Source organism: Phyllobacterium sophorae, from assembly GCF_003010965.1.
GTDB classification, from domain to species: Bacteria; Pseudomonadota; Alphaproteobacteria; order Rhizobiales; family Rhizobiaceae; genus Phyllobacterium; species Phyllobacterium sophorae.
The window spans coordinates 18989-42873 of record NZ_PGGM01000002.1; the positions used below are offsets into that span (position 1 = coordinate 18989).

Sequence of the window (23885 nt, forward strand, 5' to 3'; positions counted from 1 at the left end):
GCAGGCCCTGTCGGCCCAGTGAACACTGTCGCTCTATTAGGGCGTGGGAAAATACCTGCGCTGACGAACTGGTAAAATTGAGGGATCGCCCGCCAGCGGGTCAGGTATCGCGCGAGAGCTTGTCACGCAAAAAAATGTCAATTTCCCGCTCTCGTGGCAAATGCAAATCATTGACTTATTTCAGCGAATAACATCGACTAAAGTATGATGCTGTAGAGCAGAGTTTCTTTAAAGCTGGATAGTCATGACGGTCGTGCGGAATCTTTTGTGGGCGCCAACAATAGGCTTATCTTGGCTGTGGGGGTTGGGGTTCTTCTATTCTATCCATGTCACGTTGACTTATGGGTGGCTCGGCTTTTTCGGCTTTGCCATCGCCAATGTCGCGGGTCTATGGCTGTTCGGCTATATTCTTGGCCGCACCAAGCGCCCTCCGGATCAGATCATCAAGGAAATTGAAGGCCGTTACGCGGGTGTATTCCTGCTCTTCCAGATGGCCGCGCTAGTTGTCACCATCTTCGGCTTTGTAGCTTATCTTTGGCAGCCGATTGTCGGCGAGGGCTCTCCGGTCGGTGTTGCCCTGTTGCTCTTGTTTGCCTGCGCCATCGGGCATGCGCTGTCATTGCAACAAATAAAATTATTGCACATTGCCTATACCGTAGTTGGTGTCGCCGCTGGCATCGTCTTGCTCATTGGGTTGCGCCAGACGTCGGATTATCCGGGGGTGCCGCTTCATCAATTCGACAGTCGCTTCTATGGCCTGGTCATGCCCACGCTTATTGGCTTTCTGCTTGGGCCCTGGCTCGACATTCAGCATTGGCAACGGGCCGTCACCATCAAGCGCGAAGGCGGTAACGTGGGCCTTGCATATGGGGTTGGTGCATTGCTGTTCTTCGGGTTTCTATTTCTGAACGCCTTGACAGCCTCCGCCGTCGGCCCGATCGGCAGCATTCTTTCGATCGATGGGCTGCCCAGCGCCCAGGGTGCCGTTTCTGCAGCCACTGTGCTCGCTGCAGAAAACGGGCAGCCATATCTCGCAGTTGCCTTTGTGGTCTGGACGGTCATTGCCCTCGCTTCAACCGTGGACAGCTTTTATTGCGCAACGTCGTGGTTCCTCAAGGGTAAGAATCTACGCAGTAACAGTCCGCTTCTCGCCCTGATCCCTGACGGTGTGGCCTCATCGCCCCTATGGCTTCTATTTGGCGCTGTCTGGGTTGCCTTCACTGCGGTTCCAGCGAACTTTTCATTGATGTATTTCATGATGCCTTTTGCGACATTGTTTGTCAGCGCTTCAGCCAATCTGGTCTGTGAAGCGCTGGGCGCCAGGCCGAAATTCGATCCAGTGCTGAGCTTCATGATCGGCTGCGGTTCCGCGCTGATATTTGTAATCGGATATATCCAGCCAATACCGGGTTTCCTGTTCATCTCGCCGTTCATAGGATTGATTGGCGCATTGCCGGCTATCATTGAGTTGGTTGGCCCGGCCTCGAAAGCGATACCAGTCGAGATCGTCGACCAGCCTTTCCGAATGATGACGCCATCACCATTGACGGGTGTGTCTGGCGGCGAGGATATGTCGCCGTCACATGGCTTCGACGGAGAGTGGTTCGTCATGCAGTTGGTACCGACCTATGACGACACCAATTCGGTCGGCAACGTTTATTTCGCCAATTATGTCCGTTGGGTGGGCAAGGCGCGCGAACTGTTCTTCAATGTCTGCATGCCGGATTTCGACCTCGCCACAACGCGGTTCTATATCCTTACCCGGTCGTTCTCTCACGACTATCGACGCGAGTCGAAAGAATTTGAACAGATCAGCGTGCGGATCAAGATCGCGCGGCACAACCGCAAATTCGTCACGTTGCAGCACGAAATTCATAGCTCGGCGCAAGGCCTGCTTGGGCACGGCGAGCAGTCGTTGATGTTCGTGGATCGGGAAAATTACACTCCGCTCGACATTCCGGGCGAGGTAATCAAGGGCTTTCTTCCCTATTGGCCCAAAGATTCCCGCCTGTCTCCGAGCTACCGGCCACCTATCCAGGATGCTGCGAAACGTCAGGCTTGAGGTATTCCACCGGCCATTTCAGCTGATTGACGAGTCGTCCGGGATCCAGACCTGGCTTCATATGGACAAACTTTTGCTCTAGCTGGCGACCTGATAGCGCTCGCTGTCAAATGCCAGGAGTTCGAAGGTCTTTTCAACAGGCTCGGCAGGGCTGAACAGGAAGCCCTGCACCTGATCGCAACCTTCCTTCTGCAGGCAGGCGAGCTGTTCGCGGGTCTCTACACCCTCTGCGGTAATCTTCATGCCCATGCTGGCGCCGAGGCCCATAACAGCGCGGATGATCGCGAGGCTCCCCCGATTGTGGGGCAGATCACGGACGAAAGACTGGTCGATCTTGATCTTGTCGAACGGCATCTTGCGCAAATAACTCAAGCTCGAATAACCCGTCCCAAAATCGTCCAGTGCAATGCTGACGCCCATGGCGCGGAACTGGCGGAGCAGAGAGATTGCCGCAACATTGGCCTCGAGGAACACTGATTCCGTGATCTCGAGTTCCAGACGGTTCGGTTTCAATTTGTTTTTCGTCAGGGCATCGCGGACAATCGATGCAAGATCGGAGTGCCGGAATTGGATTGCAGATATGTTGATCGCAACATGGATGTCCTGCGGCCACGAGACGGCGGTACGGCACGCTTCTTGAATGATCCATTCGCCAAGAGGAATGATATTGCCGGTTTCTTCAGCGATCGGAATAAAGATGGTCGGTGAAATGAAACCGTGTACCGGATGTTTCCAGCGAAGCAGGGTTTCAAAGCCGACGGTTTTCAGCGTCTGCGCGGAAACGATGGGCTGGAAGTGCAGGATAAATTCCTGCCGGGCCAGCGCTCCCCGCAAATCCATTGCCAATGCACGCTTTGCCTCGATGCGCGCATCCATTTCGACCTCATAGAAGCGGAAGCTGTTGCGGCCCTCGTTCTTGGTACGATAGAGCGCGAGGTCCGCGCAGCGCATAATGTCGTTGACGCTGTCGGTCGGAGCGATTGCAATGCCGACGCTGATATGGATGTTGATCTGGATACCATCGATCCAGAACGGCTGTGAAATGCTCTGGACCAATTGCTCGGCAAGCTCGGTTGCCGCTGCTTGATCGGCACCGCGCGCCAGAATAGCAAATTCGTCGCCGGACAAGCGTGCGACTGTGTAGGTTGCGGGTGAGCTGCCGCGCAGCCGATCGGCAACCTGCTTGAGCAGTTGGTCGCCGATACCGTGGCCGAAGCTATCATTGACCGTCTTGAATTCATCGAGATCTATACAGAAAACAGCAAAGCTGCGCAGGCCCTTCTCCAGGTCCTTGGTGGCCTGGCCGAGCTGGTCGGTGAATAGTGTACGGTTCGGCAGGTCCGTAAGCACGTCGTAGCGGGCAAGATAGGATAATTGGTCATCGGATTGCTTCGCCGAGGTTACATCCGAACCGACGCCGCGATAACCGACGAACTGCCCCGCATTGTCAAAGATCGCCTTGCCGGTCAGGGACCACCAGCGTGTCTCTCCCTTGATGTTGATAGGGAGGATGTGATTGCGGAACGTTGTGCGGTTTTCGATAGCCTGCCAGATGGAACCAACCTTGACCGCTTCCTCGGCGTGGGACTGATCGACCTTGAACAGTTGGGCAAAGGGCATACCCTGTAGCTCTTTCGTCGTCTTCGCGGCAATCTGCGCCAAACGCGGCGATGTGTGCTGGAGTTTCAGGTCAGCGTCGGTTTCCCATATCCAGTCGCTGGCGTTTTCTTCGAAGTCGTATAGCAGCAGGCTGATGACCTCCTTTTGCTGTTCCACCTTGATCTGGTCCAGCGTACGCATGACAATGAGATTGCTCATATGTACGATGGTGAACAGTATGAAGAGGGCATAGAAGGCAAGTAGAATTGCTATGAAAAGAAAGAAATCCTCACCGGTCGAGGCAAGAGCGAAAAATGAACCGGTGATGATTGTGCCCGAATAGGCGATGGCCGCGAGCGGAACAACCGCAACGCCTATCCCGGTTGCCATCAAACCCGCTGCTGTACAAGCGATGAGAAGCCTGTGATAAGCGTCGGCATCGAGAAACAGCATCAAGGGAATGCTGGCAAGGCAAATGCCATAGAGCGATGATACGATAATCAAATACTTGATTGCATCAAAGCCGAGTTCCTTGATCTTGGGGACCTTGTACCATTGCCAGCAGGCAAAAAGCGAGCCGGCAGTCATCAGTGTGACCACCGTCGTAACGCCGGCAAGATAGGGGCGCGGGCCGAGATCCCAAAAAACGAAAGCGACGACGAACATGACACACATCGCCACGAGGACAGTAAACGGCGCCAGTCTGAGCGCAACATCCATCTGCTCGGCATAGACACGGCGTTTGACCGCCGGGTTTATCGCCCCGCGCATTCCGAACATCGATCGGATCGCGTCAAATGTATGAAAATTGGACAACGGCACGCAAAGCCCTCAGAATCGTGAGTTCATCTTTCCCCATGTTAGTTTTTTTACGTTCGGCATTGGTTAATATACTTAGCATTTTTTTTAATAGTTACCAATGTCTTTATGGTGCGTTGTCGCTTTTTGGTTAAGATGATTTTTCTACATTTAAGCCAGTTGAAATCAACGCTGATTATATTTGATATATATAAAATGGCTTTCGTGAATTGAAGGCACCTGTTTGTAGTAATTTTTCAAGAAATCGCATTCTTTTATTCAAATATATTTATGTATATTTGTTTAATTGCTTTCTGCAACCTGCTCCGCACAAATTACGACCTTTGATAGTATATTTGGTGTATCTCGTCGATCAAAAGAGCGATCGGTAAAAAACGGCTCGGAAGCCTGCCCTGTGCTATGTGCTGCAGTCCGGTATCAGCAGGCCGTTGCGCCAGACGTTCAATTTGGTACGGCGAGTACAGCTGTCAGCAGGCCGGGGAATGCCTCTTCCAGATCGCTCCTGCGTAACTCGTTCATATGGGAAGTACCGTCGTTGCGGGTTTTTACAATGCCTGACTCGCGCAGCACGCGGAAATGATGGGACATACTTGACTTTGGCCGCCCGCCATCGAGTGCAGCACAGGTTGCTTCTCCTTCGAGCGCCAATTTACGAACAATCGAAAGGCGCACCGGGTCGCTCAAGGCGTACAGCACCGATTCAAGTTGGATCTCGGAGGTCGGGGGATGCCGGAACTGTCTCATTCCCAAATCATAGCACAAGTTTTCGTGTATTGCTATTGTTCGAATAATATCGAACTATCAAAATATTGAAGTTGAGTTCCCCTACGGATCCAACATTGGAGTGATCATATATGGCTTCTCTTTTCGAACCCTTCACCTTGAAGGATGTGACATTGCGCAACAGAATCGCGGTGTCGCCCATGTGCCAGTACTCGGCTCACGATGGGATGATTAATGACTGGCACCGTGTCCATCTTGGCGCATTGGCGCGTGGCGGTGCAGGCCTCTTGGTCGTGGAAGCCACGGCCGTGTCACCGGAAGGCCGTATTACACCGGGGTGCCTTGGTTTGTGGAATGACGAACAGGCCGCTGCGTTGGCGCCATCGGTGCAGCTTATCAAGGATGCCGGTGCAGTGCCTGGAATACAGATCGGCCATGCGGGGCGTAAGGCGAGTGCCAATAAGCCATGGGAAGGCGATGACCATATCGTAGAGGGTGATCCACGCGGGTGGGAGACGATCGCGCCATCGGCCATTGCCTATGGCGGTGGCCTTTCGAAGGTACCGCACGAAATGACAAAGGCTGATATCGAGCGGGTTAAGCTGGCGTTTGTCGACAGTGCGAGACGCGCCCTGGCGAGCGGGTTTCAGTGGCTGGAATTGCATTTCGCACATGGCTACCTGGCGCAGAGTTTCCTGTCGCAACATTCCAACCATCGAACCGATGAGTATGGCGGCAGCTTTGAAAACCGCAGCAGGTTCATTATCGAGACTTTGCAAGCGGTGCGCGCAGTCTGGCCCGAAAATCTGCCCCTGGCGATGCGCCTTGGTGTCATTGAATTTGACGGCAATGACGAGGAGACGCTGCAGGAGGCGATTGAACTCGTCAAGCGGCTGAAAGCCAACGGGCTCGATTTCATCGACGTGAGCATGGGCTTTTCGCTCGGCAAGGCGAGTATCCCCTGGGGGCCAGCTTTCCTCGGGCCGGTTGCAGCCCGTGTGCGCCGCGAAGCTGGCATTCCAGCTTCCACATCATGGTACATCAGCACACCACAGCAGGCGGATGGGCTGGTGCGTGACGGCGCTGTTGATCTGGTCATGCTGGCGCGACCGCTTCTCAACGATCCGCACTGGCCCTATAAGGCGGCAAAGGAACTTGGTGTGGAGAATCCAGCTTGGGTTCTCCCTGCGCCTTATGCCCATTGGCTCGACCGGTACCGCGCGGCGTAGATCTATATTTCTGGAGTGAGGAGTGGGCTTTCACCCACCCCTGCCAGTCCGGTTCTTTTCATTTCTGGTGTGATGCAAAACGGCCGGTGACAGCATTGTTCGCCTCCGCTTCGACGGCAAGGCCTTGCCTCGGTCGGGACCAATCTCCCGGTCACACCGGCTGGCACGGCGCTATCTGCTTCTGCCGTCGTTGCAATTGTGTGCTCGCCAAACTCATTGCGTGGTTCGAGGGGCTGCGCAACGAACGCAACATTGGCGTTGCAAGCGGTTGTTTTGGAATAGCGTTTTCACAATCCACCGAAATATGGAATGCCTTGCGTGGTCGTTTGCGAAGGCATTGCCTAAGTTGGCTCACAGGTGGAAACGCTTCTCTCACCTCAAAAAGTCGCCCCAAACTGCGTTGAAATGTTCATGCCTGTCGTCAAGGTCTATCGAAAATCTCGGATGGTCTGTATAGACGGTCGCAAAAAGACAACAGGGCGGATGTGCGAGCACCGCAAATGAATATGGCGATTGTGACAAACAGGGCAAAGAGCCCAATTAATGTAGCTGCGAATGACGAGCCGGCTGTCCAGAAGACGGCTAATCCCATGGTTGCATTCGAAGGCGTCTCCAAACGCTTCGCGGCTGGCCGGACCAGCGCGGAAGTGGTGGCGCTGGCCAATATCGACCTTGTCGTTCCGCGCGGTTCGGTGACCGGAATTATCGGTCGTTCGGGTGCGGGCAAGTCCACTCTGATCCGTCTCGTTAACGGGCTGGAGAAGCCAAGCTCCGGCCACGTCCTTGTCGACGGTGTGGATGTCGCCGGACTTGATGAGAAAAGCCTGCGTGCCGTGCGCCGCTCCATCGGCATGATCTTCCAACACTTCAATCTGCTGTCTTCGCGTACTGCCTTCGACAATATCGCATTGCCGCTGGAGATCGCGGGCGTCGACAAACAGTCGATCGAAAAGCGCGTCACCCCCTTGCTTGAACTCGTTGGCCTATCTGATAAGCGCGATCGCTATCCGGCCGAGCTGTCGGGCGGGCAGAAACAGCGTATAGGTATTGCCCGCGCTTTGGCGACGGAACCAAAACTTCTGCTTTCCGACGAGGCAACCTCGGCGCTCGACCCGGAAACGACGCGCTCAATCCTGGCCTTGCTGAAGCAGATCAACAGGGAATTGGGGCTGACTGTTCTTTTGATCACGCATGAGATGGAGGTGGTGAAGACCATAGCCGATCATGTTGCAGTCATCGATGGCGGACGCATTGTCGAGCAGGGGCCGACATTCGACGTTTTCACCGGACACATACATGAGACCACGCGGGCGCTGCTCGGGGGCCTCGCCGGCATGCGTCTGCCTGAGTTTTTGACCAGCCGGATTTCAGAACGGCCCGAAGCCGGTTCCCGCACCATTCTCCGCGTGGTTTTCAAGGGAGAGAATGCAACGGAACCGATGCTGGCGCGGCTCGGCAGCGACCTCGGTATCGAGGTCAACATTCTGGCCGGCGCCGTGGATGAGATTGCTGGGCGGCCCTTCGGCATGCTCGTCGTTTCGCTGCGCGCAGATGAGGTGAAGATCGTTGAGGCCCGGCAGTTCCTTGCCGACCACGGCCTGTCATCCGAGGTGGTTGGTTATGTCCGCTGATATTCTCGCACTTCTTCTCAAAGCAACCGGCCAGACTCTGTATATGGTTGCCGTGGCCGGGCTGATCGGCTCGCTTTTCGGTATTCCGCTCGGTGTATTCCTTGCAACCAGTGGTCGCGGTGAGCTCTTTCCTGCGCCTTGGGTGAACAAGGTGCTTGGTGCCGTCGTGAATGCGACGCGCTCGACCCCGTTCATCATCCTGGTTGTCGCCATCATTCCGTTCACGCGCCTTGTCGCCGGAACGTCGATCGGCACGACAGCTGCCATTGTGCCGTTGACGATTGCCACCATTCCCTTCGTGGCGCGATTGGTAGAGACGGCAATCCGCGAGGTGGATCCCGGTCTGACGGAAGCGGCCCGGGCTATGGGTGCAAGCCCGATCCAGATCGTGTTCAAGGTGTTGCTGGCCGAGGCACGGCCCGGCATCGCTTCAGCTTTGACCCTGACGATTGTGAGCCTGATTGGCTACGCGGCTATGGTCGGCGCGATTGGTGGTGGCGGTCTGGGTGATCTTGGTATCCGCTATGGCTACCAGAGATTCATGCCCGATGTCATGGCCATCGTGGTTCTGGTGCTGATCGTGCTTGTGCAACTCGTGCAGAGCGCCGGTGACCGGCTTGCTCGCAAATTTGACAAGCGCATCCGTCCACGCTGAGTTCTTCATAAAACAGGAGTTTGAAATGTTGAAGAGAATCCTCGCCACCGCCGCTTTGGCCGCAATCCTGAGCGCGACCGGCGCAATGGCCGAAACGATCAAGGTCGGCGTGACCCCGGGTGAGCACGCGCAGATCCTTGAGAAGGTCAAGGAAGTTGCCAAGCCCAAGGGTCTTGATATCGAGATTTTCGAGTTCTCGGACTACGTCGTGCCCAACCAGGCGCTGAATGATGGTGAACTCGATGCCAATTCCTTCCAGCACAAGCCTTATCTGGACAACCAGATTGCCGACCGCAAGTTCGATCTGGTCGATGTCGCCTATACGGTCAATTTCCCGATGGGCGTCTATTCGAAAAAAGTGAAGAGTTTCGATGAGTTGGCCGACGGAGCTACCATCGCGATTCCGAATGATCCGACCAATGGCGGCCGCGCTCTGCTTATCCTGGCAGACAAGGGCGCTATCAAGTTAAAGGACGGAGTCGGCCTCAAGGTAACGACTGCCGATATCACCGAGAACAAGAAGAACTTCAAGTTCGTCGAACTCGATGCTGCCCAGCTGCCGCGTTCGATCGACGACGTGGATGCTGCGGCGATCAACACGAATTATGCGCTCGAGGCCGGCCTTGACCCGATGAATGGTACAATCCTCAAGGAAGGCGAGAAGGCACCGTACATCAACCTGATTGCTGTTCGTACCGCGGACAAGGACAAGCCCTGGGTAAAAACCTTGATCGAATCCTATCACTCGGATCCGGTGAAGCAGTTCATCCTCGACAAGTACAAGGGTGCCGCTGTTCCAAGCTGGTAATCACAGACTTCGGGAAGAATCTCACCCTGCGGGTGGGATTCTTTTTCCGTCTGCGCCAAACAGATGCAGCTTTTCCTTCGGGATTATTACCCGCAAATTGTCGCCGGTCTCTGAAATCGAACGGCCCGCCACCCGAACGACGACGCGCTCGCCGCCGACAATGCCGTAGACATAACTCTCCGCGCCGACTGGCTCGACGCCCAGCACTTTAAGCTCGAGAAGCAATCCGCCAATGTGCGTTTCGCTTCCGGCGGCGACCTCCAGATCTTCCGGCCGAAAGCCGATCACAGCGCCTGCAGCCGGCACAGCCAGGCCCTCCGCACCGATGCGTGTTCCATCTTTCAGCACGAGCCCAGTGCTGTCTGCCGTGACATGCACGAGATTCATTGGCGGGGCGCCGATGAAACTGGCAACGAAAGTGCTTGCGGGCTTCTCGTAGATATCGAGCGGAGCGCCGATCTGTTCGACCGAACCGGCATTCATCACGACAAGTGTATCTGCCAGTGTCATGGCCTCAAGCTGGTCATGGGTCACATAGACGCTGGTCACGCCCAGCTGACGTTGAAGGTTCTTGATCTCAACGCGCATTTGCCCGCGCAATTTGGCATCGAGATTGGACAGAGGCTCATCGAAAAGAAACACCTTCGGGCTTCGGACAATGGCGCGCCCCATGGCGACACGCTGGCGCTGCCCGCCAGAAAGTTCTTTCGGGCGCCGCTCCAGAAGATGAGTCAGTTCAAGTATTTGCGCGGCATCTTTCACGCGCTTGTCGATCTGGTCTTTCGGCATGCCGCGATTGCGCAGCCCATAGGCCATGTTGTCATAGACTTTCATATGCGGATAGAGCGCATAATTCTGGAAGACCATGGCGATGTCGCGCTCGGCCGGTCCAAGATTATTAACCACAGAGTTCCCAATCTTGACCGTACCATCCGTGATGGATTCCAGCCCGGCGATCATGCGTAGCAGGGTCGATTTTCCGCAGCCGGATGGGCCAACCAGAACGCAGAGTGCGCCATCCTCAATGGCGATGTCGACGCCTTTGACCGCTTCGACTGAAGTTCCATAGACCTTGCGGACATTGGTGAGTTCTACGCTAGCCATATCAATATCATTTCTCCGTTTCGACCAGTCCGCGCACGAACCAGCGTTGCATCAAAACGACAACGAGGATCGGAGGAACAATGGCGAGAATGCAGGTGACCATCACCAGATGCCACTCCGTATCGGCATCGGCGAAGGAAATCATTTTGCGCAAACCGATGACGATGGTCGTCATGTCGTTGCGGTTGGTCATGAGCAGCGGCCAGAGGTATTGCGTCCAGCCATAGATGAAGAGGATCACGAACAGCGCAGCTATGTTGGTTTTCGACAGGGGCAGGAGGATGTCCTTGAAGAAACGCCATGGTCCAGCACCATCGACGCGCGCCGCTTCTACCAGTTCTCCCGGAATGGTCATGAAAAACTGCCGGAACAGCAGCGTCGCCGTTGCTGATGCCATCAGCGGCAGTGTCAATCCCGTATACGTGTCGATCAGTCCGAGATCGACCATGACCTTGTAGGTAGGCAGAATGCGCACCTCGACTGGCAGCATTAGTGTGATGAAAATCAGCCAGAAGAAGACCATACGGCCGGGAAAACGGAAGAATACGATCGCATAGGCCGACAGGATCGAGATGACAATCTTGCCGACGGCAATTGCAAGCGCCATGATCACTGTGTTGAGGAGCAGGCGGTCGACGCCGACGCCGCCGATACGGCCGACACCACCGAAGAGCGCCGCCGAATAGTTCTCCCAGAAATGGCTGCCGGGCAGTAGCGACAGCGGGGGATGCATGATCTCCTGCAGCGACTGTGTGGAGGCAACGAACGTGTAATAGATCGGGAATGCCACGATCAGAATGCCGATGATCAGGATGATATGGGCAATGAGCCGGCCAATGGGATTGTTCTGAATCATCGTCTTCCCTCAGCCGTAGTGGACTTTGCGCTCGACATAGCGGAACTGTATCGCCGTCAAGCCGATGACAATGATCATCAGGATCACCGATTGCGCTGCTGAATCCCCGAGGATCAAATTGACAAAGCCGTCGTTATAAACCTTGTAAACCAGGGTTTCCGTCGCCTTGCCGGGTCCACCCCCTGTGACCGCATGGATGATGCCGAACGTGTCGAAAAAGGCATAGACCGTATTGACGACCAGCAGGAAGAACGTCGTCGGCGCCAGCAGCGGAAAGACGATGGTCCAGAACCGTTTTGTCTCGCCCGCGCCATCGATAGCCGCGGCTTCGATCAGTGACTTTGGAATTGATTGCAGGCCGGCAACAAAAAACAGGAAATTGTAGCTGATCTGTTTCCAGGCCGCCGCGGAAACCACAAGCACCATCGCTTGATCGCCGTTGAGCAGCGGGTCCCAATTATATCCAGCCGAGCGGACCAGATAGGCGAGTGTACCCATCGACGGATTGAACAGGAAGAGCCAGAGCATGCCCGCGATGGCCGGTGCAACCGCATAGGGCCAGATCATCAATGTGCGGTAGATGCCTTTGCCACGAATGACCTTGTCGGCCATAACGGCAAGCAGCAGGGCCAGAGCCATTGCAATCAGCGCGGTGGCCATGGAGAAAATTACAGTCACCTGAAGCGAGTTCACATAGTTGGCATCGCTGATAACACGCTTGAAATTGCCAAGACCGACAAACTGCGTTGAAAGACCAAACGGATCCTCGCGCAAAACGGATTGATAAATGGCCTGCGATGCGGGCCAGTAAAAGAATATCGCGGTAATGGCGAGCTGCGGTGCCAGCAGCAAATAGGGTAAAAACTTGTTTGGAAAAGTGACGCGTGTTGACGATGCCATGAATGCCTCGTGTGAAAATAGCCCTGTCCGTAACCGATACGGACAGGGCTGTCATGAGGGGATATTATTGACCGAGTGCTTGCTTAATCGCAGCGTTGCCGCGCTTGACGGCGTTATCGAGAGCCTGTTGGGCAGTCTGTTTGCCAGCCAACATGTTCTCGTACTCCTCGTTCTCGATGTCGCGAACCTGCGGCAGGTTAACGAGCCGGACACCCTTGGAGTTTTCCGTTGGAGCCTTGCCCAACATCTGCTTGATCGGAATCTCACGAGCAGGGTTCTTGTCGTAGAAACCGGATTTCTTGGTTTCTTCATAGGCGGCCAGCGTTACCGGCAAGTAGCCAGACACCTGATGCAGGCGCGCCTGGATGTCGGTCTTGGAGAGGAAATTGAAGAAGGCAGCAACACCCTTGTATTGCTCGTCACTCTTGCCGGCAAAGACCCAGAGGCTCGCGCCGCCGGGTATAGTGTTCTGCGGGGCGCCCTGGGCTTCCGGTTCGTACGGCAGTTCGCCCGTGCCGTAGTTCATGCCCGACTTGACGACATCGCCGAGACCACCGGATGACTCGGTAAAGATTCCGCATTCGCCAGAGATAAAGAGCTGTTTGGCTTCAGAGGTACGTCCGCCATAACGGAAAGTGCCATCTTTAGCCAGGTCCGCAAGTTCCTGGAAGTGCTTGACGAAGATTGGCGCGTTTATCTTCAGCTCGACATCATTGCCGGCGATGCCGTTTTCATTGGTGCCGAAGGAAAGATTGTTCCAGGCAGCAAAGTTTTCAGTATGAATCCAGGTTAGCCAGGTTGAGGTAAAACCGCATTTTGCCGCGCCGCTGGTCTTGATCTTCTTGGCAGCTTCCCAGACCTCGGGCCAGGTCTTTGGCGGGTTGTTCTCGTCGAGACCGGCCTTCTTGAAGATATCCTTGTTGTAATAAAGGATCGGCGAGGAGCTGTTATAGGGGAAGGACAGCATCGTGCCGTCCGGCTTCGAATAGTAGGAGACGATGCCGGGCAGATAAAGGCTCTTGTCGAACTTCGCGCCCCCCATCGACAGGATGTCGGCAACTGGCTTGATGGCGCCTTCGGCGCCCATCATGACGCCAGTACCTGCATCAAATACCTGCATGATATCGGGTGCCTGCTTCGCACGGAAAGCGGCAATGCCGGCATTGAGTGTTTCCGGATAGGTGCCCTTGAATACCGGAACGACCTTGTAGTCGCTCTGGCTCGCGTTGAATTCCTTCGACAGCGTCTCCACAACTTCGTTATTGGCGCCTGTCATTGCATGCCACCAGCTGATCTCGGTGACGGCGAAGGATGATGTGGATGAAGCGAGAATAATGCCTAGTGCAAGGCCCAGGCGTGTACCACGATAAGTCATTTTAATCTCCCATGATAAGGCGTCATCTGAAGTGCGCTTGGGTGCAGTATCTCCATTATGTGACAGATAAACAACAGGTTTATGACTTTGAACTCATACCTTGGTTCAAGCCTGTGGAAAAAATGCGCAGCTGTTCACTTTTGCGCCATGCAATTAAGGGGCTTCAGACCAATGTGACGCCAGCCTTCCGCATTTTTGTAATCATTGCCGCAAGCGAACCCCCAAGATTTATGCCCCGGCATGCATCGAGAAGCACATCAGCGGCGAATCCATGCTCGACTGCATCCAGTGCCGAATAGGCAACGCAATAGTCAGTCGCGAGGCCAACGAAAGTCACATTGGTGATTTCGCGTTCCCGCAGGTAACCGGCGAGGCCGGTGGGTGTCCTGTGGTCATTTTCGAAGAAAGCCGAATAACTGTCGACATGCGGCCGGAAGCCTTTGCGGATCACCAGTTCAGCCTTTGTCCATTGCAGATCGGGGTGGAAGTCAGCGCCACCCGTTCCCTGAATACAGTGATCCGGCCAGAGCGTCTGCTTACCATAGGGCATCTCAATCGTTTCGAACGGCGCCTTGCCTGGATGCGTTGACGCGAAACTTGAATGCCCAGCCGGGTGCCAGTCCTGGGTCAGGATGACATGATCGAAGCGCACGATGAGCTTATTGATGACCGGAACGATCTCGTCGCCGCTATCCACAGCGAGCGCGCCAGCCGGACAGAAATCATTCTGTACATCGATGACGATCAGCGCATCCTTGGCCATTCCAATTCTCCGACTATCGCGGACTAAGGAATATGGCCAATGCGTTCCCGGCGTCAACGTGCGAAGTGCAGATCCCCGTCGATCCAGACGTGATTGACATCGAGCTTGTCATCAAGGTGGACCACATTGGCAACGAAGCCGGCATCCAGGCGCCCATAGTGATGATGGATGCGGATGCTCTCTGCCGGATAGAGTGAGGCCATGCGAAAGGCCTCGTCGAGCGGCAATCCAAGTTCGCGATGGACGAACCGCACGGCCGAGATCATGTCGAGGTCGGCGCCCGCGAGTGTGCCATCCTCCAGCGTCAGGCGGCCGCCGGCACGTGTGATCTTGCGGCCATTCAGTGTGAACGATGTAATGTCCGTACCGATCGTGGACATGGCGTCGGTGACAAGGAATATCTTTGACGGTCCCTGTTTGGCACGCAGCGCAATCGACATCGAAGCCTTGTCGACATGAAAGCCATCGGCGATCAATCCGGCAGACAACGTGCCCGATTGCAAAGCCGCTCCCACCACGCCGGGACTGCGGTGACCAAGCTGGCTCATGGCGTTGAACAAGTGTGTGACCATCGTGGCGCCCGCGTCCTTGGCTGCCAGGGCGATCTCATAGGAAGCGCCGCTGTGACCAAGGCTGACGATTATCCCGGCGTCCGCCATTGCCCTTATCTTGTCTACTGGCACGGTTTCCGGCGCGACCGTGGTCAGGAGAACCGGAATTTCCTGCGCCGCCTCGATGAGGGCAAGGAGATCGGCGTCGTCCATTGGACGGATCAGCTTGGGATCGTGCGTCCCCTTGTGCGTAATAGAGAGATGTGGTCCCTCGATATGCAAGCCGATAAATCCCGCAACCTTTTCCTGCGCCGCAGCTTTGCCCGCGGCGAGCGCCGCTGCCGTGATCTCTGGTGTGTCGGTGATCAGCGTCGGGAGCAAGGCCGTGGTGCCAAAGGCGACATGCGCATCGCATATGGTGCGGATCGTGTCGACACTCGGGCCGTCATTGAGAAGCGCGCCGCCGCCGCCATTGACCTGAATATCGATGAAGCCGGGCACGAGCATGCCGCCCTGCAGTTCGACATTTCGGATATCGCCATGCAATGTTGAGGCCGCCGTAATGTTCTTCACGACGCCGCCATCAACGACCAAGGCTGATTCGGCATGCCAGTTCTCACCGTCGAATATCGCGGCGCCAGTGAGTGCGTATACGGTGCTCATAAGGTTTCAGTCACTTTTCTCAAATGCGGCGGCTCATCCGGGTTCAGCCCGCGGCTGCGGGCAAAGCTTTCCACGAACGCATAGAAAGACACAAGCAGGGCAAGCGGATCGGTCAGCGGATGCGATGTTGCCACAAACGGCAGGGCGGTCGCTTTGGATGGCTTTGTCGATGTCAGGAAGACTGCGGCACCCTGTTCCGCCAGACGGTCCGCCGCTTCGACGATGGAGTCTTCGGCTGCGTCGCGCGCCGCCAGAACCAGGACGGGGAAGCCTTTGCCGACGATGGCTTTCGGTCCGTGCATGACTTCGGCGCTGCTATAGGACTCAGCGTGAACCGCACTGGTTTCCTTGAATTTCAGTGCGACTTCGTTGGAAATTGCAAGGGACGGCCCGCGTCCGAGGACAAAAAGTGAATTTTCATCCTTCAGCGCACGGGCAAAGGGCGACCAGTCGCAATCGATGGCCTTGGCCAAGGCCGCCGGAAGCGCGTCAATGGCGGCTAACAGTTTCTTGTCCTCGGTCCAATGGCCGATCAGCGCAAGACCGGCAACGGCCGAGCTGACAAACGACTTTGTAGCGGCAACACTGCGTTCAGGCCCAGCCAGGATATCAATGGGAAAGTCGCTGGCATTGGCGAGATCGGAATTGATCACATTGGTAATGGCGATGGTAAGTGCACCGCTGTCGCTTGCTGCCTTGGTCATGCTGACGATGTCGGGGCTCTTGCCCGACTGCGAGATGGATAATGTGGCGGCGCTCCCAAGCTTGAGCGTCACACCATAAATCGACGCCACGGAGGGACCGAGTGAGGCGACCGGGACGCCGGCGGTGAGTTCGCTCGAATATTTCAGGAACGCGCAGACATGATCGGATGATCCACGGGCGATCGACGCCAGGAAGGGCGGGTTCTTCTCGCGCAATTTCGCGCCGGCTGACGCAAGTGCATCGCGGGAAGCGTCCAAAAACCGCGCCGTGACCGCGGGAATGGACAGGATCTCTTCCCGCATCAATGTTGTCTTGGTCGTCAAAGCACTGCTCCTGATATTTCCGAAGAATCGCCAAGCTTCAGTTCGGCGACAAATTCATAGGCGTCGGCCCGGTAGATCGATCGTGTGAATTCGATCACCTTTCCTGATTCCAGATATGATATGCGCTCGATGTTCAGGCTGGCCGAGCCGGCCGGAACCTGGAGCAATTTAGCATCATTTTCCTTCAGTATGGCTGCCGAAATACGCTGTATCGCACGGACCGGCCGGTTGCCGCCTTCCGCCAGAACCGCATAAAGCGAAAGCGTTACCAATTCCGGGTTGGGCAGGACGTGAACCGAAAGTGCCGCCCGTTCGATTGCCATCGGGGTATCATTGGCAACGCGCAGGCGGCTGATGCGAGCGACCTTTTCGCCGGACGACAAGCCAAGCGTGACCATTTCCTCGGGCGAGGGGGCATAGATACCGCGGTCGAGCCAGGTCGAACGGACGATCATGCCGCGTCTGGCCATGTCCTCGGTGAAAGATGTGAGATGCGAAAGTGACTGTTCGACGCGCTCCGAACGCGGCGCAACGAATGTGCCGGACCCGTGCCGCTGCACAAGCAGACCGCTATTGACCAGGCCCTGGACTGCCTTGCGAACCGTGACGCGCGATATGTCTGCCATGGCTGCGAGTTCGCGCTCGGGTGGCAGTGCATCGCCCGGATGGAGCATGCCATCGCGCACGGCATTTTCGATAAGTCGTTGCAATTTGACGTAAAGCGGTCCGCCGCTGACGGAATCGTTGAGTGTTGGAAGGATGTCAATCAAACCGTCAGCCATAGATCACCCCCACCGTGACTTCGGCGAAATTCTTTACAGCAAGTTGTACCGCTCCGGTCAGGGCATCATTCAAGGGTTTTTGAAGTCTAGCGCGATAGCGTGGTGACAGGAGCGGCTCGTAAAGCGGGCCAAGGCCACCCAATAACGAAAGGCGCATCGGCGTTCCTGCCATGATTGCGTCTAGTCCCTCTTCGATTTGCCCGACCGTTTTTCGCAAAATGGCAAGAGCGACCTTGTCCTCTTGTGCGGCATAGTCGAAAACCATGGGCGCAAAAGAACCATAATCGCTTGGGCGCGCCGAATGAGCGAACTGAACGATGCGATGTGGATTGCCGCCAAATCTCTCCATGACCGCGCCGGTCATGGGGGAGGAAGGATGGAACCCGTCATGGGCGAGCAAAGTCTCTTCGAGCAGATCCCGGCCCAGCCGTGCGCCACCCCCGAGATCGCTGACGTTGAAGCCCCAGCCCCCCGCGAAGCGGATATCGGCACCGGATCGGCTAACAAAGGCAGAACCAGTGCCAAGAATAACCACTGTGCCGTCATGGTCCCCAAGCGCTCCCTGAAGCGCAATCACGCCATCGGAGTACACAAGCGAGTTCTTGAACGGCAACATTGCTTGCAGTTGGGCGCTGTTGCCGCCGACATTGGCGCCGGCAAGGCCAAGGACTGCTGAGATAGAGCTGATCGCGGAGGGATCAATCTGGGCCGCTATGAGTGCTGCTTCCGTTGCATCAAGAATGTTGAGACGTGCCGTATTCATGTCTGTCATGATATTGGCCGAACCGCTTTTGCCGACGCCCAGCACATGGCCGTCCATATCAGCCAATGCGGCCCTGCAGCCGGTGCCACCACCATCAATTCCCAGGAGATAAGTCACGTTCATTCGCCCTCCAAAAAACAGAATACCAATAAAATACCAATAGCCAAGCAATAATTTATGCTTTTCCAATTTTTTCCAAAACTCATTGAAATGTAAAGATAAAAAATGCAAGCCAGACTTTTGTATCATATTTTTTTAAGATTTGCTGGACAAGTGGTATTTTTTTGGCATTAATTATCGGAACGAGGAGAGAGGCAGTGGGAACAGCACGTACCGAGCAGCGTAACGACAAGGCATCCGGACTGGACGAGCGATCGCCAGAAGATGTCCTTCGTTTGCTGCACGATGCCCAGATTGAGGCTGCGGCTTCCGTGGCGCGGGCAACGAATTCCATCGCCAAGGCTGCTCTCCTGGCCGCCGATACACTTCGCGCTGGCGGGCGTCTCGCCTATGCCGCGGCAGGCAGTTCTGGCCTTATGGCGTTGGCCGATGCGCTAGAGTTGCCGGGGACGTATGGTATCGCTCCGGATCGTATTGTCATTCTGCTTGCAGGCGGGGTCGCCAGCCTCGACCGCCTTGCTGGCGTCTATGAAGATGACAAGAGCCAGGCGGCCAAGGACATTGCGCAGGCGGACCTTCAAAAGGGCGATTGCCTGATCGCGATTTCCGCCAGCGGTACGACACCCTATGCGCTTGCTGCCATCGATGAAGCAATCAAGCGCGGGCTGAAAATCATCTCGATCGCCAATAATCCCGATGTTCCGCTGTTTGAAGGGGCAGATGTCACCATCACACTGGAGACGCCGCCAGAAATGGTTGCAGGGTCAACACGCATGGGTGCCGGCACTGCTCAGAAGATCGCGCTCAATCTCTTGTCGACTTTGATGGCCGTGCATCTCGGCCATGTCCATGACGGTTACATGGTCAATCTCACCGCGGACAATATCAAGCTGCGCGAGCGGGCAGCGCGAATTGTATCGGCCATTAGCACCTGCGATATCAGCGACGCTGCAAAGCTGCTTGAGGCGAGCGGCGGTTCGGTCAAGGCGGCGATTCTGCTCGCGGCAGGCGCGGCAAATGCAGAAAAAGCATCAGAAATTCTCGAAAGCAATCAACAGAGGCTTCGCCCGGCGCTTTCGGAACTGAAAGGGAGTCTTGGTTCTCGTTAAGAATCCGGGCTCTCATTAACGGCACTGCTCATAAGGGTGCAACAGGAGACTAAAATGGGAAGCACGACACTAAAAACACTGCTTATGGCGACCAGCATCCTGGCTACGGCCGGTTTTGCTCACGCCGCAGATACCACGCTGACGATTGAAAGCTGGCGTACCGACGATCTCGCCATCTGGCAGGAAAAGCTCATTCCGGCGTTCGAAGCCAAGAACCCGGGCATCAAGGTCAAGTTCGCTCCGACACCGCCAACCGAATATGACGCGGCTCTCGGTGCCCGCTTCGATGCGGGCAGTGCCGGTGACATCATCACTTGCCGCCCCTTCGATAAATCCCTGGAGCAGTTCAAGCGCGGCAATCTGACGAGCCTGAACGATCTCCCGGGCATGAAGAACTTCTCGGATGTAGCCAAGGCTGCCTGGACGACCGACGATGGCAAGGACACGTTCTGCGTGCCGATGGCTTCGGTTATCCATGGCTTCATCTACAACAAGGATGCCTTCGAGAAGCTCGGCATCGCCATTCCGACCACGGAAGCCGAATTCTTTGCTGCTCTCGACAAGATCAAGGCAGACGGCACCTATATTCCGATGGCGATGGGTACGAAAGATCTCTGGGAAGCCGCAACGATGGGCTACCAGAACATCGGACCGACGTACTGGAAGGGTGAAGAGGGCCGTGCCAAGCTCATCAAGGGCGAAGCAAAACTGACCGATCCGGAATGGGTTGAGCCTTACAAGGTTCTTCTCAAGTGGAAGGATTACCTTGGCGACGGTTTCGAAGCCCAGACCTATCCGGACAGCCAGAACCTGTTCACGCTTGGCCGGGCTGCAATCTACCCTGCGGGTTCGTGGGAAATCGGCCTGTTCAATACGCAGGCGCAGTTCAAGATGGGTGCATTCCCGCCGCCGGTCAAAAATGCCGGCGACGCTTGCTACATCTCTGATCACAACGATATCGGTGCCGGCCTCAATGCCAAGAGTGCCCATCCGGAAGAAGCCAAGAAGTTCCTCGAGTGGGTTGCTTCGCCAGAATTCGCCGACATCTATGCCAATGCACTTCCAGGCTTCTTCAGCCTGAATTCGACACCGGTGAAGATGGCTGATCCGCTGGCACAGGAATTCGTCTCGTGGCGTGAAAAGTGCAAGCCAACGATCCGCTCGACCTATCAGATCCTGGCGCGCGGCACACCGAATCTCGAGAACGAAACCTGGGTTGAATCGGCCAACGTGATCAACGGCACGGACACGCCGGAAGCTGCCGCCAAGAAGCTGCAGGACGGTCTCGACAGCTGGTACAAGCCTGCCAAGTAAGCAAATCGCTAGCCGGGGCGTCCATAACAGGGCGTTCCGGCTATTTCTTTAGCTGAAGCGCGACGTGTGCCGTCACGCTATCATCTTGCACAAGGTAGTCGTGTGCCGTGTTAAGCACGACCAAAAATCAAAAGCAGGGGTCTCGGATTCAATGGCCACAGTCGCAGAAGTATCGATCGATCGAGGTGAGGACAAGCGCCAGCGTCGCTGGCACATTCTGGTGTTTTTGCTGCCGGCCCTGCTTGTCTATACGGCGGTGATGATCCTGCCGCTCATCGAAACGCTGCGGCTATCCCTGTTCAACGTCAAGGACGGCCAGAGCGCTTTTGTCGGCTTCGGTAATTTTCAGGTGCTCTTCGGCGATCCGCGGTGGGCTGCCAGTTTCTGGAATGCCCTGGGCAATAACTTCATCTTCTTCCTCATCCACATGCTGGTGCAGAATCCGATTGGCGTTGCACTGGCCGCCCTGCTGTCGGTGCCGAAGCTGCGTTTTGGCGCGTTCTACCGCACCGCGATGTTCCTGCCGACCTTGCTGTCCTTCGTGATCGTCGGGTTCATCTGGAAGCTGATCCTGTCGCCGATCTGGGGCGTTTCCCCTTATCTCCTTGATCTGGTCGGGTTGAAGTCGCTGTTCTCGCCGTGGCTCGGCAAGCCGGACACTGCGCTGATCGCTGTGTCGCTTATTTCGGTCTGGCAGTATGTCGGTATCCCGATGATGCTGATCTATGCCGCCATGCTGAACATTCCCGATGAGGTGCTTGAAGCCGCCGAGTGCGATGGGGTAACCGGCTGGAGCCAGTTCTGGAAAATCAAGCTGCCGTTGATCCTGCCCTCCATCGGCATCATCTCCATCCTGACGTTTGTCGGCAATTTCAATGCGTTCGACCTGATCTATACGGTACAGGGCGCGTTGGCCGGGCCAGATGGATCGACTGACATTCTGGGTACCTTGCTCTACCGCACCTTCTTCGGCTTCCAGCTGCAGATCGGCGATAAATCGATGGGCGCGACGATCGCGACGGTGATGTTCCTCATCATCCTGTCGGGTGTCTGCCTCTACCTCTTTGCCATCCAGCGGCGCATGCGCCGGTACCAGTTCTAGGATCAAGCACATGGCAAAACCAACCGCTTCACCCATCCGTACCGGCTTCGTTCATTTGGCTCTCGGCGCCTACACGCTTGTCGCGCTGTTTCCGGTGTTCCTGACCGTCATCAACTCGTTCAAGGACCGGGCATCGATCTTCCGTGATCCGCTCGGACTGCCGACGCCATCAACATTCAGCCTCGTGGGCTATGAAACGGTTCTGAAACAGGGCGATTTCGTCCTGTATTTCCAGAACAGTTTCATCGTCACCGCCGTGTCGATCTTCTTCGTCCTGCTGTTCGGAGCGATGGCGGCCTTCGCGCTTTCGGAATATCGTTTCCGCGGCAACACGATGATGGGCCTCTATCTGGCGCTCGGCATCATGATCCCGATCCGTCTCGGGACGGTGGCTATTCTGCAAGGCATGGTTGCGGCAGGACTGGTCAATACGCTGACCGCGCTCATCCTCGTCTATACGGCGCAAGGGCTGCCGCTTGCTGTCTTCATCCTGACCGAATTCATGCGAACGGTTTCCGACGACCTGAAGAACGCCGGGCGCATCGATGGTCTTTCCGAGTACTCGATCTTCTTCCGGCTGGTCCTGCCGCTGGTCCGGCCAGCGATGGCGACGGTCGCGGTCTTCACCATGATCCCGATCTGGAACGATCTGTGGTTTCCGCTGATCCTCGCACCAAGTGACGCCACCAAGACGGTGACACTCGGCAGCCAGGTGTTCATCGGCCAGTTCGTGACCAACTGGAATGCGGTTCTTGCAGCCCTGACGCTGGCGATCGTGCCGGTGCTGGTTCTCTACCTTGTCTTCTCGCGGCAGCTGATCCGCGGCATAACATCGGGAGCGGTCAAATGACGGCACAGAAACCGATCCGGGTTCTTGTGGCGGGGCTCGGGAATATGGGCCGGAGCCATGCGCTCGCATATCACAACAATCCGGGTTTCGAGATTGTCGGACTGGTCAACCGCTCGGTGGTTCCGCTGCCCGAAGAGTTGTCCTCCTACGCGATCCATCCGTCGTTCGGTCAGGCTCTGGCCGAGCTCAAGCCCGAGCTAGTCTCGATCAACACCTATTCCGACAGTCACGCCGATTATGCCGTGGCGGCGATGGAAGCGGGTGCGGATGTCTTTGTCGAAAAGCCGCTTGCGACCACAGTCGCGGACGCTGAACGCGTCGTTGCTGCCGCCAGAAAACATGGCCGCAAGCTGGTGATCGGATATATTCTCCGCCACCACCCGTCCTGGGTGCGGCTGATCGAAGAAGCGCGCAAGCTAGGCGGTCCCTACGTGTTCCGCATGAACCTCAACCAGCAATCGAGCGGCGCGACATGGGAGACTCACAAGTCACTGATGAAGACGACATCGCCGATCGTCGATTGCGGCGTGCATTATCTCGACGTCATGCTCCAGATCACCGATGCCAAGCCGGTTCAGGTGCGCGGCATGGGCGTGCGTCTCACCGATGAGATCGACCCGAATATGTATAATTACGGCCATCTGCAGGTGCTGTTCGATGACAAAACGGTCGGCTGGTACGAAGCAGGCTGGGGTCCGATGATGTCGGAAACCGCCTTCTTCGTGAAGGATGTAATCTCGCCCAATGGTTGTGTGTCCATCGTCATGGACCAGAACGCCAAGTCGGACGATATCGACTCGCATACCAAGACGTCGACCATCCGGCTGCACGCGGCAAAGACGGGACCGGACGGCCGCTTTGCCAAACCGGACGAACTTTTGAACATGGCGGGCGAGCCGGGGCACCAGGATCTCTGTGATCTTGAACAGGCCTTTGTCCTCAAGGCAATTCGCGAGGATCTCGACCTTGGCCGCCACATGCAGGACGCCGTCCGCTCGCTCAACGTCTGCCTCGCGGCGGATGAGAGTGTGCGTACCGGCAAGCCAGTAGACCTATGAATTTGAATCAAGAAACGGGAA

The 23885-nt window shown here is 56.1% G+C and carries 21 protein-coding genes; 10 read left to right on the plus strand and 11 right to left on the minus strand.

Annotated elements, in window-relative coordinates; translation table 11 throughout:
- The first annotated feature begins 244 nt into the window (after positions 1-244).
- A complete protein-coding gene (locus tag CU103_RS04030) occupies positions 245-2062 on the plus strand; it encodes an acyl-CoA thioesterase (protein ID WP_106662667.1) in 1818 nt (605 codons plus the stop codon).
- A gap of 78 nt (positions 2063-2140) precedes the next feature.
- Here CU103_RS04030 and CU103_RS04035 read toward each other — a convergent pair whose 3' ends face one another.
- On the minus strand, positions 2141-4432 hold the full coding sequence (locus CU103_RS04035; RefSeq protein WP_245448594.1) for a putative bifunctional diguanylate cyclase/phosphodiesterase: 2292 nt from the start codon (positions 4430-4432) through the stop codon (positions 2141-2143).
- 489 nt (positions 4433-4921) lie between these two features.
- The gene (locus CU103_RS04040; RefSeq protein ID WP_106662669.1) at positions 4922-5224 is read right to left on the minus strand and encodes an ArsR/SmtB family transcription factor; all 303 of its coding nucleotides are present in this window, start codon (positions 5222-5224) and stop codon (positions 4922-4924) included.
- Between the two features lie 110 nt (positions 5225-5334).
- Here CU103_RS04040 and CU103_RS04045 point away from each other — a divergent pair, with 110 nt between their 5' ends.
- From CU103_RS04045 to CU103_RS04060, 4 genes are all read left to right on the plus strand, one after another.
- Positions 5335-6432 (plus strand): NADH:flavin oxidoreductase/NADH oxidase, encoded by a 1098-nt coding sequence (locus CU103_RS04045; protein WP_106662670.1) that lies wholly within the window; start codon positions 5335-5337, stop codon positions 6430-6432.
- Positions 6433-7022: 590 nt separating this feature from the next.
- The gene (locus CU103_RS04050) at positions 7023-8063 is read left to right on the plus strand and encodes a methionine ABC transporter ATP-binding protein (RefSeq protein WP_162707290.1); all 1041 of its coding nucleotides are present in this window, start codon (positions 7023-7025) and stop codon (positions 8061-8063) included.
- The gene (locus tag CU103_RS04055; RefSeq protein ID WP_106662672.1) at positions 8053-8718 is read left to right on the plus strand and encodes a methionine ABC transporter permease; all 666 of its coding nucleotides are present in this window, start codon (positions 8053-8055) and stop codon (positions 8716-8718) included. The genes CU103_RS04050 and CU103_RS04055 overlap by 11 nt, the downstream gene beginning before the upstream one ends.
- Positions 8719-8746: 28 nt before the next feature.
- The gene (locus CU103_RS04060) at positions 8747-9526 is read left to right on the plus strand and encodes a MetQ/NlpA family ABC transporter substrate-binding protein (protein ID WP_106663285.1); all 780 of its coding nucleotides are present in this window, start codon (positions 8747-8749) and stop codon (positions 9524-9526) included.
- Positions 9527-9547: 21 nt separating this feature from the next.
- Here CU103_RS04060 and ugpC read toward each other — a convergent pair whose 3' ends face one another.
- The 9 genes from ugpC to CU103_RS04105 form a co-directional block, all read right to left on the minus strand.
- Positions 9548-10630: a sn-glycerol-3-phosphate ABC transporter ATP-binding protein UgpC gene (ugpC, locus tag CU103_RS04065; protein ID WP_106662673.1), complete on the minus strand. Its 1083-nt coding sequence runs from the start codon at positions 10628-10630 to the stop codon at positions 9548-9550.
- A gap of 7 nt (positions 10631-10637) precedes the next feature.
- Positions 10638-11486 carry a sn-glycerol-3-phosphate ABC transporter permease UgpE gene (gene ugpE, locus CU103_RS04070; RefSeq protein ID WP_106662674.1) on the minus strand — a complete coding sequence of 283 codons (849 nt, stop codon included), beginning with the start codon at positions 11484-11486 and terminating at the stop codon, positions 10638-10640.
- A 9-nt stretch (positions 11487-11495) separates the two neighbouring features.
- The gene (gene ugpA, locus CU103_RS04075; RefSeq protein WP_106662675.1) at positions 11496-12386 is read right to left on the minus strand and encodes a sn-glycerol-3-phosphate ABC transporter permease UgpA; all 891 of its coding nucleotides are present in this window, start codon (positions 12384-12386) and stop codon (positions 11496-11498) included.
- 64 nt (positions 12387-12450) lie between these two features.
- Positions 12451-13761, minus strand: a complete 1311-nt coding sequence (gene ugpB / locus CU103_RS04080) for a sn-glycerol-3-phosphate ABC transporter substrate-binding protein UgpB (protein ID WP_106662676.1) — start codon at positions 13759-13761, stop codon at positions 12451-12453.
- Between the two features lie 163 nt (positions 13762-13924).
- On the minus strand, positions 13925-14524 hold the full coding sequence (gene pncA, locus CU103_RS04085) for a bifunctional nicotinamidase/pyrazinamidase (protein ID WP_106662677.1): 600 nt from the start codon (positions 14522-14524) through the stop codon (positions 13925-13927).
- Between the two features lie 53 nt (positions 14525-14577).
- On the minus strand, positions 14578-15738 hold the full coding sequence (gene nagA, locus CU103_RS04090; protein ID WP_106662678.1) for an N-acetylglucosamine-6-phosphate deacetylase: 1161 nt from the start codon (positions 15736-15738) through the stop codon (positions 14578-14580).
- Positions 15735-16745: an SIS domain-containing protein gene (locus tag CU103_RS04095; RefSeq protein WP_106663286.1), complete on the minus strand. Its 1011-nt coding sequence runs from the start codon at positions 16743-16745 to the stop codon at positions 15735-15737. Before CU103_RS04095 ends, nagA begins: the two co-directional genes overlap by 4 nt.
- A gap of 17 nt (positions 16746-16762) precedes the next feature.
- On the minus strand, positions 16763-17548 hold the full coding sequence (locus CU103_RS04100; protein WP_106662679.1) for a GntR family transcriptional regulator: 786 nt from the start codon (positions 17546-17548) through the stop codon (positions 16763-16765).
- Positions 17541-18428 (minus strand): glucosamine kinase nucleotide-binding domain-containing protein, encoded by an 888-nt coding sequence (locus CU103_RS04105; RefSeq protein WP_106663287.1) that lies wholly within the window; start codon positions 18426-18428, stop codon positions 17541-17543. The genes CU103_RS04100 and CU103_RS04105 overlap by 8 nt, the downstream gene beginning before the upstream one ends.
- 200 nt (positions 18429-18628) lie before the next feature.
- Between CU103_RS04105 and CU103_RS04110 the strand changes: the two genes are divergently transcribed.
- From CU103_RS04110 to CU103_RS04130, 5 genes are all read left to right on the plus strand, one after another.
- Complete coding sequence (locus CU103_RS04110) at positions 18629-19540, plus strand: N-acetylmuramic acid 6-phosphate etherase (RefSeq protein WP_106662680.1); 912 nt, start codon at positions 18629-18631, stop codon at positions 19538-19540.
- 54 nt (positions 19541-19594) lie between these two features.
- The gene (locus CU103_RS04115; RefSeq protein ID WP_106662681.1) at positions 19595-20854 is read left to right on the plus strand and encodes an ABC transporter substrate-binding protein; all 1260 of its coding nucleotides are present in this window, start codon (positions 19595-19597) and stop codon (positions 20852-20854) included.
- Between the two features lie 151 nt (positions 20855-21005).
- A complete protein-coding gene (locus CU103_RS04120; RefSeq protein ID WP_106662682.1) occupies positions 21006-21956 on the plus strand; it encodes a carbohydrate ABC transporter permease in 951 nt (316 codons plus the stop codon).
- 10 nt (positions 21957-21966) lie between these two features.
- Entirely contained in the window at positions 21967-22806 is an 840-nt protein-coding gene (locus CU103_RS04125; protein ID WP_106662683.1) for a carbohydrate ABC transporter permease, read from the plus strand.
- Positions 22803-23864: a Gfo/Idh/MocA family protein gene (locus tag CU103_RS04130; protein WP_106662684.1), complete on the plus strand. Its 1062-nt coding sequence runs from the start codon at positions 22803-22805 to the stop codon at positions 23862-23864. The genes CU103_RS04125 and CU103_RS04130 overlap by 4 nt, the downstream gene beginning before the upstream one ends.
- Positions 23865-23885 lie beyond the last annotated feature (21 nt).